At 33.5% G+C, this 16,133-nt stretch carries 13 protein-coding genes; 1 reads left to right on the forward strand and 12 read right to left on the reverse strand.

Annotation, left to right across the window (positions count from 1 at the left end; genetic code table 11):
* Window positions 1-155 precede the first annotated feature (155 nt).
* The 4 genes from rpsO to rbfA all read right to left on the reverse strand — a co-directional run bounded on the left by rpsO (window position 156) and on the right by rbfA (window position 2,897).
* On the reverse strand, window positions 156-425 hold the full coding sequence (rpsO, locus tag JVU85_RS02945; protein WP_002510999.1) for a 30S ribosomal protein S15: 270 nt from the start codon (window positions 423-425) through the stop codon (window positions 156-158).
* A gap of 106 nt (window positions 426-531) precedes the next feature.
* Window positions 532-1,503 (reverse strand): bifunctional riboflavin kinase/FAD synthetase, encoded by a 972-nt coding sequence (locus JVU85_RS02950; protein WP_002510998.1) that lies wholly within the window; start codon window positions 1,501-1,503, stop codon window positions 532-534.
* A gap of 13 nt (window positions 1,504-1,516) precedes the next feature.
* Window positions 1,517-2,434 (reverse strand): tRNA pseudouridine(55) synthase TruB, encoded by a 918-nt coding sequence (truB, locus tag JVU85_RS02955; RefSeq protein WP_021458848.1) that lies wholly within the window; start codon window positions 2,432-2,434, stop codon window positions 1,517-1,519.
* Window positions 2,435-2,528: 94 nt separating this feature from the next.
* Window positions 2,529-2,897: a 30S ribosome-binding factor RbfA gene (gene rbfA, locus JVU85_RS02960; RefSeq protein WP_172604821.1), complete on the reverse strand. Its 369-nt coding sequence runs from the start codon at window positions 2,895-2,897 to the stop codon at window positions 2,529-2,531.
* 414 nt (window positions 2,898-3,311) lie between these two features.
* Here rbfA and JVU85_RS02965 point away from each other — a divergent pair, with 414 nt between their 5' ends.
* Entirely contained in the window at window positions 3,312-4,181 is an 870-nt protein-coding gene (locus JVU85_RS02965) for a hypothetical protein (RefSeq protein WP_204172074.1), read from the forward strand.
* Between the two features lie 45 nt (window positions 4,182-4,226).
* Here the strand turns inward: JVU85_RS02965 and JVU85_RS02970 are convergent, their stop codons facing one another.
* The 8 genes from JVU85_RS02970 to JVU85_RS03005 form a co-directional block, all read right to left on the reverse strand.
* Entirely contained in the window at window positions 4,227-5,204 is a 978-nt protein-coding gene (locus JVU85_RS02970) for a hypothetical protein (RefSeq protein WP_107380327.1), read from the reverse strand.
* Window positions 5,205-5,344: 140 nt separating this feature from the next.
* Window positions 5,345-7,435, reverse strand: coding sequence for a translation initiation factor IF-2 (gene infB / locus JVU85_RS02975; protein WP_002510993.1), 2,091 nt, complete (start codon window positions 7,433-7,435; stop codon window positions 5,345-5,347).
* A 4-nt stretch (window positions 7,436-7,439) separates the two neighbouring features.
* On the reverse strand, window positions 7,440-7,757 hold the full coding sequence (locus JVU85_RS02980) for a L7Ae/L30e/S12e/Gadd45 family ribosomal protein (protein WP_002510992.1): 318 nt from the start codon (window positions 7,755-7,757) through the stop codon (window positions 7,440-7,442).
* Complete coding sequence (rnpM, locus tag JVU85_RS02985; RefSeq protein WP_002510991.1) at window positions 7,754-8,038, reverse strand: RNase P modulator RnpM; 285 nt, start codon at window positions 8,036-8,038, stop codon at window positions 7,754-7,756. The genes JVU85_RS02980 and rnpM overlap by 4 nt, the downstream gene beginning before the upstream one ends.
* Window positions 8,039-8,054: 16 nt before the next feature.
* On the reverse strand, window positions 8,055-9,233 hold the full coding sequence (nusA, locus tag JVU85_RS02990; protein ID WP_021458852.1) for a transcription termination factor NusA: 1,179 nt from the start codon (window positions 9,231-9,233) through the stop codon (window positions 8,055-8,057).
* Window positions 9,234-9,252: 19 nt separating this feature from the next.
* The gene (rimP, locus tag JVU85_RS02995) at window positions 9,253-9,720 is read right to left on the reverse strand and encodes a ribosome maturation factor RimP (RefSeq protein ID WP_204172075.1); all 468 of its coding nucleotides are present in this window, start codon (window positions 9,718-9,720) and stop codon (window positions 9,253-9,255) included.
* Between the two features lie 216 nt (window positions 9,721-9,936).
* Window positions 9,937-14,253, reverse strand: coding sequence for a PolC-type DNA polymerase III (locus JVU85_RS03000; RefSeq protein ID WP_204172076.1), 4,317 nt, complete (start codon window positions 14,251-14,253; stop codon window positions 9,937-9,939).
* Window positions 14,254-14,420: 167 nt separating this feature from the next.
* Complete coding sequence (locus tag JVU85_RS03005) at window positions 14,421-16,124, reverse strand: proline--tRNA ligase (protein ID WP_002510988.1); 1,704 nt, start codon at window positions 16,122-16,124, stop codon at window positions 14,421-14,423.
* Between the last annotated feature and the right edge of the window lie 9 nt (window positions 16,125-16,133).

The following is a 16,133-nucleotide window of genomic DNA, read 5'->3' on the forward strand; positions in this document are numbered from 1 at the left end:
TCTATCATATCATTTATTTAATTATTTTTATATTAGTCTAATGTTTTTTTATATTTCATTATGTAAATTTATACTTACATGGATAATAAACTATAAAAGATTATAAAAAAGGGAAAGGACCTTTTGGTTCTTTCCCTTTTGCATACGTCAAAAGATTAACGACGGATACCTAATGATTTAATTAATTCACGGTAACGTTGGATATCTTTACCACGTAAATAGTTTAATAAGTGTCTACGACGACCTACCATTTTCAATAAACCACGACGTGAATGGTGGTCTTTGTTATGCGTACGTAAGTGTGTATTTAAAGCGTTAATTTCAGCAGTTAATACAGCGATTTGAACTTCTGGAGAACCAGTGTCCGCTTCGTGTGTACGATATTCTTTAATTAATTCATTTTTACGTTCTTGTGAAATTGCCATATCAATTTCCTCCTTTTAATTTAAACTATACACCTCAATCCGAGCAAAGCGTCGGAGTTTCGACTTGCCAAGAGAAAGGATTGCAATGTAAATAATTACATTCGACTTAAATATTATATGATATATCATCACCAAAATCAACAGCTAATAAATATTTTGCTTGATCTTTATCTTTGTGCATTTGTTCTACTAGTGGATCGATACCATCAAATTTCACTTCTGGACGTAAAAAATGATGCCAGTAAACAGTCACTCGTTCACCATAGATATCCTCTTTAAAATCAAACAAATTCACTTCTATAACTATTTGTGCTTTTGATGGGTCATGAAATGTTGGTTTCACACCAACATTTGCAACTCCACGATAATATTTATCACTAGCCCCAATATTCATACTAACAGCGTAAACCCCTTTTTTAGGTAACACATAATCACCACTAGGCTGAATATTGGCTGTTGGGAAGCCTATAGTTCTACCTCTTTTTTCGCCTTGTACAACTGTTCCTTTAATGCGATAGTGATAGCCCAATTCATTATTTGCCTTTTGTAAGTTTCCTTCTTTTAAAGCTTTGCGAATTTCTGTTGTCGAAATTTTTTCTGATTCTATTTCTTGTTTACTGACAATAGTTGTTTCACATTGCTCTAATTGGTCTAAAGTCATCATATTGCCCTTACCAAATTTACCAAAAGTAAAATCGAAGCCTGCAATAATTTGTTTTACATTGTTTTTTAAAACGTATTCCTCAACAAATGTTTCAGCAAGCACATCAGCAAATTTTGATGAAAAATTGATAACAATACAATAATCAATGCCGTATTCATCCATTATTTCAATCTTATCATCTATTGGTGTTAAATAATCAGTACGTTTCTTTTCAGGATTTAACACAACTGAAGGATGGGGATCAAAAGTCATGACAGCTTTTTTCAAATTGTTTGCTTCTGCTTTTTGTTGCAACGTTTCGAATACTTTAGCATGTCCTTTATGCATACCATCAAAAAAGCCAAATGCCATTGCTACTGGCTCTGTGATATATTGGTCTGCTTGAATTGGATGAGTCACTTCTATCACTTTCATGTGTATATCTCCTTTAGTTAAAAACTTTCTTAGGTTTTATTTCATCTGATTTGGTAGGGTGCGGTACATAGATTGCAAGTGCTTTTTTTGTAGCACTATCTATCATCACAACAGTATCATCAATTACTTCTTCAAAAGTTTGTTTCGCAAATTTTTGACCATTCAGAATTTGTGATTTTAGTTTCTCAGACGATACATTAATGGCCTGCAACCCTTTTAAACCATATTCTATAGGAAAGAGTTTATCTTGTAACGCTTCTTGCTCATGCAATTCCGCTATTGTTTCCAAAGTCATACTCTCGTCAATATCAAAACCACCACTATTGATTCTCGTTAACAATGACATATGCGCTGGTAAATCTAATGCTTTACCTATGTCTGTGGCTAAAGTTCGTATGTAAGTACCTTTGCCACATGACACTCGAATATCAAAATGACATTGTGCTTGGTCAAATGTTAAATCACTCAATCTCATTATATCATATATCTCCACTTGTCTTTGTGGTCGCTCAACTTCTTCATTGTTACGTGCATATTCGTATAGTTTTTTGCCGTTCACTTTAACTGAAGAATACATCGGCGGAATTTGCGTAATTGTGCCTTCAAAGGCTTTGAGAACTGCGTCAATTTTTGCTGTAGTAATCATTGTTGTATCCACTTGCTGTTCAGTTAAAATATCCCCTGTTTGATCTTCAGTCGTGGTACTTCGTCCAATTGATACAGTAGCACGATAAGTCTTGCCCATATCCATAATATAATCACTGACTTTAGTTGCAGGTCCAATGCAAATTGGTAAGACACCTGAAACTTCTGGGTCAAGCGTTCCAGTGTGTCCAATTTTTTTCGTGCCTAAAATTTTCCGCAATTTAAAAACCACATCATGACTAGTTAAGCCACGAGCTTTAAATACTGGCAATACACCATTATACATATACACTACGTCCTTTACTTTCTATTTCAACTAGCTTTAAATATTGAAAAAGCTGGAACTACAAATCACTACTGATTTATGTCCCAGCCCACCATTAATCTTTTTTATGCAAATCTTGTATCATACGTTCAATTTTATTACCGTAATCTATAGATTCATCATATTCAAAGTTTAATTCAGGTATTATACGTAATCTCATTCTTGAACCTAACTCAGATTTTATAAAGCCTTTTGCTTTTTCAAGACCTTTAAAAGTATCATCTACTTGTTTATCGTTTCCTAATACAGTTAAGTACACTTTTGCTATGGATAAGTCATTCGTTACTTCCACATCTGTAATTGTTAAGAATCCGATACGTGGATCTTTCACTTTATTGTTAACGATGTCCATGATTTCTTGTTTCATTTGTTCTCCGACACGTTCTGCTCTCATATTCATTAATATCACCTCGCATATACTCATGAGATAGTCTACTTACTTCAAATTATAAGATAGTTCAATCTTTAACGTCAAACCTTATTTCTCCATTATTTAACTCGTTTAATAAAATCTTACTTTTGCATAGTAAAAATCTATCACCTAAAAATTTATATCGTACTATATATATATACAGTTAAGCACTATTTTTATTCCTAACTGTTAAATCATGTAATAAAGTTACATAAAATTAAGATTTTCAAAACGATTTAACTGCCTAACTGTTTAATTTTATTGCTTAACTGTTATATCACAATTTTAACTTATCACAATTTCATATCAATAAAGTTATGTTATTTATAAAAATGTAAAATAACTTTAAATACAAAAACTATATTCCAAATAAATTAAGTGTGGTATAATTTAAAAGCTCAAAATATTATTGGGAGGAATAATTGGTTGGAGAAAACAGAAAGAGTTTTATACATATATACTCGTTTATTACATGGAATGAAGTTGAACAAAAGTGAGTTAGCACATAAATTAAACGTAAATGAACGTTCAATCCAAAGAGATTTTAGTGATATAAATAATTTTATTTTCGAAGATGACACTTGGGTTGATCAAAAAGCTAAAGTAGCATATGACACCACAACAGCAATGCATAGTTTACAAACGATACCTATCAAAATTAGAAAGCAAATGATAATTGCCTTATTATACCAAATGAAAGAAACATTACCCTTTATACAAGAAGAAAGTTATCGATTTTTAAAACAATATTCTTTATCCAATCAGCATCATAAATGGTATATACATAATTTACTTAATAATTTTCAGGTGAGTACGAACAAGATATTTTCAGAAACATTAATTGAAGCAACCCAATGTATCAATAATAAATTTAATATAAACATTCATACATCCCAAAATACTACAATTTATGTCAGTCCGTTATACATACATTATATCGACGACAATTATTGGCTGACATACATTTATAATTCCACAATAAGTTCTATACGTTTTAGTGATATTGTCAAATTAACTTCAACTACTACATCTTACGATATTTCCATTATGCAACTTACTAATATAGTGACAATTCAATGTGACAATAGCTTATGGCATTGTTTACAAAATGAATATGTTATCCTTGACTACGATTCCACCGAAAATTTTAAAACTGCTGAAGTTATTATGTCGCAAATAGAATGTCTATCTGTAGCTAAACGGTTTCCTCAAAAGATTAAAATTATTAGCCCTCAAAATTATAAAGAGGAGTATATCAACCATTTAACAGCTGCTTTAGCACACTATTCATCATAAATCAGACGTTAAATAAAGGGACGTCAGTACAGACGCCCCTTTAGTCTAAAAATTATTTAATGCTTGATAAATATCTGATTTACCCATTAAGCGATCTTCTTTTAAATGTTGTTTCCACTTATAAAAATCACTTTTTGACAATGTCCTTTTTTGTTTTAATTTTTCCAACTGCTCTCTATAACTTAAAATATTACCTAATGTTAAATACTTGTTTTGTTTTGAAGCAAAAACAAACATATTATCTATTAACATTTGACATTCTTCAGGTGTAAATACTTTTATAAAGTTAGAAGTCCAAAATTCTTCTTCACGTACAATAAATATTCTCTTACGCCCATCTCTTACCATATTCGCAAATAATTCACCAATTTTACGTTGTGAAGGTAAGGTATGTCCACTTAGTGTTAAGAATTCTTTAGGCACACCGGCTTGGTAACTGGTTTGATACGGAAAATAGTTAAATAACATAAGTCTGTTTGGATCTATATTAAATTGTTTTAAAATAGAGGATTCACTATAAAAGTATTTCATAAACCATATGTGTTGGTCTTCATAAGGTAGAAATTTTTTCTCATCAAATCCCAGCTCATCTCCGCGCAAATCTTGCAAAATACGATTTCTCAAGCGGATTTTACGTTCACCGTCAACTAACGGATTGTCTGTGCGAAAGTCATTTTCAGGTTGTTTATTTAAAATAATAATGTCAGCTTTCTTTGGATTACCAAAATAAGGTTGAGGAATCATTGGATTAATCGGCTTGTCTTTTAGTAATATATTGTGTCGCTGCTTATCAACGAAAATTTTATTATTTGCAAAATTTATCATTTTTTCAAATCTAGGAATAGTTGTAAAATCATTGCCAAATTGCGATTTAAAATACTCTAGGTCTTCAGGATGTAAAAATGCAGTAATGTCATTATTGTCAGCAATTAAATTCAAAGTCTTCTCACTGTACTCATTGTTATAATTTGCAAGATATTGTTTCCAAAAGTGATTTAAATTATTTAACTGCTTAGTTGTCATATAAATTCCTCCATCACATTTTCACTTACAAGTTTAAACGATTGCCTAGACACTTATTGTCAATCGATCATTAACTATTCCTTTTTAACGAAAAAATACACTTCTTAAACAACCAGAAGTGTATTTTTTCATTATCTAAGTTATCTTTTTATTTCTACCATCTCATAGGCTTCTATAATGTCGCCTTCTTTAAGGTCATTATATTTTTCAATTGTGATACCACATTCGTATCCTTGTGCCACTTCTTTAACATCATCTTTATAACGTTTAAGTGTGTCTAATTCACCTTCAAATTGTACGACACCGTCTCTGATGACACGAACGCCTGCATTTCGAGTGATTTTGCCATCGGTAACATAACTACCAGCAATTGTACCTACTTTTGATACTTTGAATGTTTGACGAACTTCTGCTTGTCCGATTACTTGTTCTTCGAATTCTGGATCAAGCATACCTTTCATGGCAGATTCTATTTCTTCGATAACTGTGTATATAACTCGGTGTAAACGCATATCTACGTTTTCAGCTTCTGCTGAACGTTTCGCACCTGTATCTGGACGAACATTAAAACCGATAATGATACCGTTTGAAGCATTTGCTAATGTTACGTCTGATTCATTAATCGCACCTACTGCAGTGTGAATAATACGTACATTTACACCTTCAACATCGATTTTCATCAATGATGCTGCAAGTGCTTCTACGGAACCTTGAACATCGCCTTTGATGATAACATTCAGGTCTTTCATCTCACCTTGTTTCATTTGTTCGAATAAATTATCTAGTGATACATTTTTACTTTCTTGACGTTGTTGTAAAATATTTTCTTCATGACGTGCTTCACCAATACGACGTGCTTGTTTTTCATCTGAGAAAATAACAAAACGATCTCCTGCTTGTGGCACATCATTAATACCTGTAATTTCTACTGGTGTTGATGGTCCAGCTGATTTAATTCGTTGACCTAAATCATTGACCATTGCACGAATTCTACCATACGTATTTCCAACAACAATTGAATCTCCAACATTTAATGTACCATTTTGTACTAGTAGAGAAGCAGAAGGTCCACGTGATTTATCTAACTCAGCTTCAATAACAGTTCCTACTGCACGTTTATCAGGATTAGCTTTTAATTCTTGTACTTCTGACACTAAAACTATCATTTCTAATAAACTATCGATACCATCACCACTTAATGCTGAAAGTGGTACGAAAATCGTATCGCCGCCCCAGTCTTCAGGTACTAAACCGTATTCTGTTAATTCCTGCATCACACGATCAGGATTAGCAGTCGGCTTATCAACTTTATTTACTGCGACAATTGTTGGAACATTTGCTTCTTTGGCGTGATTAATAGCTTCAATTGTTTGTGGCATTACACCATCATCAGCAGCAACTACTAAAATAGTAATATCTGTAACTTGAGCACCACGTGCACGCATCGTCGTAAAGGCTGCGTGACCTGGTGTATCTAAAAATGTGATTTTCTTGCCATCATTTTCGATTTGATAAGCACCAATATGCTGAGTTATGCCACCAGCTTCACCAGCAGTTACTTTCGTGTGACGAATTGAATCTAATAAAGTCGTTTTACCATGGTCAACATGACCCATAATTGTAACAACAGCCGGTCTTTCAATTGCATCTTCATCGTCTTCTTCATCATCAAAATAAATTGATAAATCTTCTTCATTAATAACTATCTCTTTTTCAATTTCAACACCATAATCATCAACAATTAATTCAAGTGTTTCTTCATCTAATGATTGATTAATGTTGGCCATAATGCCAAGTAAGAATAATTTTTTAACTATTTCAGAAGAATCTACATTTATTTTTTCTGCTAATTCACCAACAGTAATACCATCTTGATAAGTTATTTTAGCTGGAATTTCTTTTACTTCTGGTTGACTGTCACGTTGTTGTTTTTTATTTTGTTTACCATTATTCTTTTTGTTCTGTTGCTTTTTGTTTTTATTAGGTTTTTGGTTATTTTTTTGCTGTTGTTTTTGATTATTTTGAGCTGGTTTGTCAGCTTTTGACGCATTAGCTTTATTATTCGATTGAGTGCTCGGTTTAAACTTCTTGTTTAATTGGGCAATTTGATCGTCTTCTAATGCTTGCATGTGGTTTGATACTTCCACATTCATTTTTTTTAATTCATCAATTACATCTTTACTTTTTAAATTTAATTCTTTAGCATATTCGTAAATTCTTTGTTTACTCATATAGTCACTCCTTACGATATTCTTCTATCATAGACAATAGCTTTTTAGCAAAACCCTGATCAGTAATACCGATGTGCACACGGTCAGATTTTCCTATAGCTTGTCCTAATTCCGTTCTAGTTCCAAATATTCGAAATGATATATGGTAACTTTCACATTTATTTTGCACTACTTTTGTAGTATTGTCAGAAGCATCTGAAGCAATAATAACAAGCTTAACTTTGTTCTTTTTTATTTCATTAAGAACTACAGCTTCACCTGTTTTTACTTTGCCTGCACGCATAGCTAATCCTAAAAAATTCACGATATTTTCTTTATTCATTTTGGAATCTCTTCACGATAAATCAATCGAATAATTTCTTGGTATACTGGTGCTAAAGTGTCAGCATCAGCTTTAAAGTATTTTTCTAATACACCTTTTTGCTGTGCTTCTTCAACTTGTTGGACATTTTTAGAAACATATGCACCGCGTCCCGGTTTTTTACCTGTAGCATCAGCGAAGATTTCATTATCTTTATTAATTACCACTCTAATCATGTCAGTTTTCGGGTGCATTTCATTGGATAGTATACATTTACGCATTGGAATTTTTTTCTTTTTCATAAAGTAATCACCCCAATTATTTTTCTTGTTCTTCGTCGTCTGGTGTTGCGTCTATATCTTGTTCAATTGCTACATCTGCTTCTTCAGATAATGACAATGTATCCTCTTCAGCAATTGCCTCATCTTCATCTGTTGCAACATGAGGATATACACCTGCTTCACGTGCGTCACTTTCAGATTTGATATCAATTTTCCAACCAGTTAATTTAGCTGCTAAACGTGCATTTTGTCCACGCTTACCAATTGCTAATGATAGTTGATAATCTGGTACTACAACTATTGTTGATTGGTTTTCAGTATCTACAATAACTTCAAGCACTTGTGATGGACTTAACGCATTTTGAACGAAAACTTTTGGATCTTCATTCCACTGCACTATATCAATTTTTTCGCCACCAAGCTCTTCAACTACTGCTTCTACACGTGCACCTTTAGAACCTACACAAGCACCTACAGCATCAATGTCTGGATTATCTGAGTGCACACTAATTTTTGAACGGTCACCCGCTTCACGTGCGACTGATTTAACAACTACTGTGCCATCAAATATTTCTGGTACTTCTTGTTCAAATAAACGTTTTAGTAAGCCTGGATGACTTCTAGACACATATATTTGAGGTCCTTTTGTTGTTTGTTCTACTTTGTTAACGAAGACTTTAATTCTCTCATTAGGAATGTATTTTTCATTAGGATTTCTTTCAGCTTCTGAAAGTACTGCTTCAGTGCGTCCTAAATTAACATACACATAACGATGATCTACTCTATCGATTAGACCAGTAACAATGTCTTCTTCTTTATCGATAAATTCATCATATAAAATTTCGCGCTCTGCATCTCTTAAACGTTGCATAACTGCTTGTTTTGCAGCTTGTGCGCCCACACGTCCAAAGTCATTAGGTGTCACATCTTCTTCATATATATCACCTAATTCATACGCTGGGTTTTTAACAAGTGCTGTGCTTAAATCGATTTCGTCACGATCATCGAATACTTCCTCAACAACTTCTTTGCGCGCTATAACTTTAAATACGCCTTCGTCCATATTTAATTCAACACGAACATTTCGCGCACTATCATAGTTCTTTTTATAAGCAGTAATTAAAGCTGCTTCAATTGCATCAATCAGCACTTCTCTTGGAATCTTTTTCTCTTTTTCTAAATATTCAGTAGCTAACAATAACTCGTTACTTGACACTTTGTCCCCTCCTAATCACTTAAAGCATTACAGAATGACGTGCTTTAGCAATTTTGTTTCTTGGAATTTCAATATTTTTAGTTTTTGCTTTATCTTTAACTTCCATAACTATATGTTCCTCGTTGACAGCTTGTAATGTACCTAACCATTCTTTTTCACTTTCGATTGGTTCATACAATGAGACAAAAATAGGTTTATTCACAGCGTTTTGGAAATCTTGTTCATTTTTAATTGGTCTTTCGGCTCCTGGTGAAGCAACATCTAAATAATACATTTGTTCAATTGGATCATTTTCATCCATAACTTCACTTATTTTTTCAGATGCTAACGTACAATCATTTAAGTCTACGCCGCCTTCTTTATCGATTGACACTCTTAAAAAATGATCTTTACCTTCTTTTGTAAACTCAACGTCCACTAATTCATAATTTAAGTCAGTTAATACAGGTTGAATCAATGCTTCAACTTGTTGAATTATTTTACTCATGCTGACCTCCTTTTTTTGGCAAATAGAAAAGAGCGGGTAATAAGCCCACTCTTCCTGCCTGAGTCTAATCTTTTAACAAATATATTATACCATATGTTCATGATGGGCACAAATAAGTATATATGCAAGCTCGTATTAACGTTGAGCTGAAGTGTATATTTACATATCTTACATAAATATTTAGCTTAACTTTATTTTCTTCATACATGCTTAATTTTACATATCAAAAATTGATAGTTGTGCTTTATCTGGTAAATTTGGTAATGAACCTAATTCATCAAGGTAGTCAATAACTTTTTGTGATAAACCGGCTTTTTTGTTTAAATCTTCCTTCGATAAAAATGGACCTTCTTCACGTGCATCTACGATTCGTTTCGCAACATTCTCACCTAATCCTGGTACCGAAATAAATGGAGGAATTAAACTATCTTCTTCTATAACAAACTCGAAAGCTTTACTTTTCTCTAAGCTGATAGGTTGCATTCTATAGCCACGTTGTGCCATTTCATTCATTATTTCTAATACTGTTAGTGTGTCTTTTTCTTTTTTTCCTAAGTCCATATATCGACTATACATATCTTTAACCGTATTTCTGATACCTTCTTTATCTTTAATCATAGAAATTAAATCAAAGTCAGAAGCTCTTACTGTAAAGTAGCTTGCATAATAAAATAATGGATGATGTACTTTAAAGTAAGCAATTCTTACCGCCATTAATACATATGCAGCTGCGTGAGCTTTCGGGAACATGTATTTAATTTTACGACATGAATCTAAATACCAATCTGGTACTTCGTTATCTACCATAGCCTCTACCATGTCATCTGTTAAACCTTTACCTTTACGCACAAACTCCATTGTTTTAAAGGCTAATGATGGTTCTAAGCCGTTATACATTAAATACACCATAATATCATCACGACAACAAATAACGCTGGATAAATCACATGTTCCTGATCTAATAAGATCTTGTGCATTACCTAACCACACGTCAGTACCATGGGATAGTCCAGAAATTCTAACTAATTCTGAAAAAGAAGTAGGTTTTGTGTCTTCTAACATTTGTCTAACAAATCCTGTACCAAACTCTGGTACACCGAAAGTTCCTGTTTTACATAATATTTCATCTTCTGTTACACCTAAAGGCTCAGGAGAACTAAATATACCCATAGTTGCTTTATCGTCTACTGGTATTGTTTTTGGATCAATACCTGATAAATCTTGTAACATACGAATCATCGTTGGATCATCGTGTCCTAAAATATCTAACTTCAATACATTATCGTGTATCGAATGGAAATCAAAATGTGTTGTCATCCATGAAGATGATTGATCATCAGCTGGATATTGCACCGGTGTAAAATCATAAATATCCATATAATCAGGCACTACGATAATACCACCTGGATGTTGCCCAGTTGTACGCTTAACACCAGTACATCCTTTTACTAAACGATCAACTTCTGCACCTCGTTTATGGATGCCTTGGTCATTTAAAAATCCTTTTACAAAACCAAAAGCTGTTTTTTCAGCTACAGTACCTATCGTACCCGCACGGAACACTTTATCTTCACCAAATAACACTTTAGTGTAGTTATGTGCCTCTGGTTGATATTCACCACTGAAGTTAAGGTCAATATCAGGTACTTTGTCGCCTTTAAAACCTAAAAATGTTTCAAATGGAATATCTTGTCCTTCTTTAATTAACTCGCTACCACATGTTTCACAAGATTTATCTGGTAAATCAAAACCAGAACCTACAGAACCATCATTAAAGAATTCACTTGTTTTACATTTAGGACAAATATAATGAGGTGGTAATGGGTTTACTTCGGTAATTTCTGTCATAGTAGCAACAAAGCTTGAACCTACAGAACCACGAGAACCTACAAGATAGCCATCATCCAATGATTTTTTCACTAACCGTTGTGAAATTAAGTAAATCACTGAGAAACCGTTACCGATAATACTCGCTAGCTCTTTTTCTAAACGGTCGATAACTATTTGTGGTAAATCCTCACCATATAACGCTTTAGCATTGCCATAACTCATTTCGCGAATTTCTTCATTTGCACCGTCCATACGTGGCGTATAAAGTTCATCTTTAATAGGTACGACACGCTCAATACGATCTGCGAGTGCGTTAGTATTCGCTACAACTACTTCATAAGCTTTTTCTTCACCTAGAAAATGGAATTCATCAAGCATTTCATCTGTAGTTCTAAAGTGCGCCTCCGGTAGTGTCGAACGATTTAATGGGTTACCAGGTTGAGCGGCAATTAAAATTTTACGTGCGATGGCATCATGTTCGTATAAATAATGCGCATTACCTGTCGCAATCACTGGTATGTTAGCCGCAGCACCTGCTTGAATAAGACGTTCATATATTTCGTGTAAAGTATTATTATCTCTTATCAATTCTCGATCAATTAGATCTTGATATAGTGCAGGTGGTTGCATTTCAATAAAATCATAGTATTTAGCAATTTTTTCCACTTGTGATTGATCTTTTTGCATAACTGCAGTAAAAATTTCACCTTCATCACATGCTGAACCTACTAACAAGCCTTCACGGTGTTCATCTAATAAAGAACGCGGTATACGAGGCGTTCTGTAATAGTACTGTACCAATGACGCGCTAACAATTTTAAATAAATTTTTCAAACCTTCTTGGTTTTGTACAATTAATGTTACATGATTTGGACGTGCACGTTTATATGCATCTTCATTTGATAATGATTTATTAATATCTTGATGATTCGATACATTCAGTGACTCTAACTGTTTCAACATTTTAATGAAAATGTATGCTGTTGCTTCGGTATCATAAATTGCTCTATGGTGCTGTGTTAATTCTACGCCGTATTTTTTAGCTAAGAAATTCAATCCATGTTTACCGTATTCGGTATTAATTGTTCTGGATAGCTCTAACGTATCAATAACACCATTTGTTGATGCACCTAATCCAGCACGCTCATATCCTGTGTCGATAAAGCCCATATCAAATGATGCATTATGAGCTACAAATATAGCATCTCCGACCCATTCTTTAAATTCTGTTAATACTTCATCCGCTTCTGGCGCATCGACTAACATGTCATCAGATATATGAGTTAAATTTTTAATAGTTTCTGATAAACGCTCATGTGGATTACTAAAGCGTTCAAATTTATCAATTATTTCACCATCATGCACTTTCACCGCAGCAAGTTCAATAATTTTATCGTATTGGTTTGATAATCCAGTCGTCTCAACGTCAAATACCACATACGTAGCGTCTTTTAAATTTCTATCCGTTGGTTTATAGACAATTGGTACACCATCGTCGACTAACATACCTTCCATACCATAAATCATTTTAATTCCATTCTTTTCAGCTGCATTATGTGCATCTGGAAATGCTTGAACTACGTTATGGTCTGTAACAGCAATTGCTTTATGCCCCCATTTAGCAGCCTGTTCTACGTAAGATCCAATATTAGGGATGCCATCCATTTGACTCATTGCTGTATGTAGATGAAACTCAACTCTTTTGTCTTCTGCTTTATCTTGTTTTGATGCTTTTTTTATTTCTTCAATATCTGCCATCATCATCACTAAGTCACGCACAAAAGTATCTTCTTCAATACGACCTTGTGCTCTAACCCATTTACCTACACTTAATGCCTTGAAGTGTGCTAAATCATCTTTATTTTTACGTGTGAACATTTTTAATACTAATGAATCTGTGTAATCTGTTACTTTTAATTCGACAATATGTCGTCCACTTTTTAACTCTTTTAAGTTAATATCAAAAATAACACCTTCAATAGCAACTTTGAATTCTTCTTCAATAATCGATTCTATAGGTCTCACATTTTCAACTTGAATTGGTTTTCCTATTTGACACTTACTTACAGCACTTTCATTATTATCTTGCTGTTTGGCTTTTTCAGCCTTCATTTTTTCAAGTTTTTCAGTGGCTTCCTTAGCACTTTTCTCATCTTCTTCTTGTATATGTGCTTCTAATGAAGCTAAATCATCTTCCGTACTGACATTATCGGTTTCAAATATCACTTTATTAATGTTAAAACCACATGTTTTTAATGCTTTAACTAAGCTACCATTACATGCTTTATCAAAATGGTTACGTTCCACATCATTTTGGCACATAACTTTAATAGCATCGCCTGACATAATTAAACGTTTTTGCTTAAGCTGTCCTTTTACTTTTGGAGAAAGTTGTGTTTGGTCGATACAATGACTGAAATACTTCAATGCATATTCATCTTGTTGTGACGTATCTGTAATTTCAAAACTCCATCTAACATCGGCTATTGTTTTAAATTCTTCAGTTATAGCATTCGTAAATAACAGATAATCTTCAATGGATAAAAAATGTGGCAACGCAATTTGAAATTCCCATGTCCTATTCTTTGATGACACATCTATCCTTTTTAATTCACCATTTTCTAGGATAGTAGAATCAAGTTGGTTTGCAATTTTTATTTGGTCAGCTAGGATTCTAAATTTTTCCTGATTTGTCATTGTCATGACGAAAACCACCTTACTTTATATTACACTTTTATGATTAAACCTCTACATTTAGCATTTATAACTATAATAAATGCACCATTGTACAGTTACAATGATGCATTTACTTTCGAACATTTAAAATACGTTATATATTATAGCAAAAATTAGTATGTTTTGCTTCTGTTTTATTTTACTTGAGCATACAATGCTGTAACATAATCTACCAATTCAGACACAGCTACATCTTCACTTTCGCCAGTGTCACGACGTTTTACTTCGACAATACCTTCTGCCGCATTTTTACCAACGACTACTCTAACTGGAAGTCCAATTAAATCAGCATCATTAAATTTAACACCCGCACGTTCTTTACGATCATCATATAACACATCAAAAGATTGACGTAAGTCATCATACAATTGGTCACCCAATTCACGTTGTTCATCTTTTTTCGGATTCAATGTTATGACGTGTATATCAAAAGGTGCTATTGCTTTTGGCCAGATAATACCACTATCATCATTATTTTGCTCAACAGCTGCACTCAACGTACGAGACACTCCAATACCGTAACAACCCATTAATAATGGTTGTGCTCTGCCTTGGTTATCTAAAAATGTTGCATTCATTGCTTCAGAATATTTTGTACCCAATTTAAACACTTGTCCTACTTCAATGCCTTCTGCAAATTTTGCAATACCAGCATCGTTTGCTAATGATTCACCTTCAAGAATAAATCTGAAGTCCCCATAATTTTCTACAGTGAAATCTCTATCGACATTAGCGTTTAGTAAATGGTAACCATCTTCATTGGCACCGACTACAATATTATTTAAATCTTGTAATGCGTTATCTGCATAAATTTTAATATCTTTTTCAAAAATCGGACCTAATGAACCAGGATTAGCACCAAGTAAATTTACAATTTCAGCTTGTGTCGCTAAGTCAATGTGATCTGTTTCAAAGTAAGCTTTTAGTTTCACATCATTTATTTCGTGATGACCTCTTACTAACACCATGATAAATTCACCATCAACTTTGAAAATCATTGATTTTGTAATTTCATCTAATGGTTTATTTAAGAAATCAGCTAACTCTTGAGCAGTGTGAACATTAGGTGTCTCGATTTTTGTTAACTCTTTAACATCATCGTGTTTAACATTCGGTACATAAGCTACTTCTGCTTTTTCAATGTTGGCAGCATAGTCTGTTGTTTCACTGTAAACAATCGTATCCTCTCCAATATCACTCAACGCCATAAATTCATGTGTATGGCTACCACCGATAGCACCAGAATCAGCTACTACTGGACGGACGTTTAAGCCTACTCGACGGAATATATTTGTATATGCTTGTGACATATCCTGATATGTTGTTTCTAGTGATGCTTCATCTGCATGGAATGAATAAGCATCTTTCATAATAAATTCACGGCCACGTAATAACCCAAATCTAGGTCTCTTTTCATCTCTAAATTTAGATTGAATTTGGAATAATGTTAATGGTAATTGCTTATAAGATTTCAGTTCATCTCGCACAATCGATGTTACGACTTCTTCATGCGTAGGTCCTAAGGCAAATTCTCTACCATGACGGTCTGTTAAACGCATCAATTCTGGACCGTAAGACCCCCAACGACCTGATTCTTCCCATAATTCCGCTTGTTGTAATGCTGGCATTAAAATTTCAACTGCATCGATAGCTTCCATTTCCTCACGCACAATTGTTTCAATATTATTTAATACGCGTGCCGCTAATGGTAAATAGCTATAAATACCACTTGTGCTTTGTTTTATTAGTCCAGCTTTCAACAATAAACGATGGCTTAATGCATCTGCACCAGCAGGTACTTCTTTCATTGTTGGTATAAAAACTTTAGATTGTTTCATTTAATTGCT

The sequence above is a fragment of the Staphylococcus sp. GDY8P72P genome, assembly GCF_016890655.1.
Lineage (GTDB): Bacteria > Bacillota > Bacilli > Staphylococcales > Staphylococcaceae > Staphylococcus > Staphylococcus arlettae.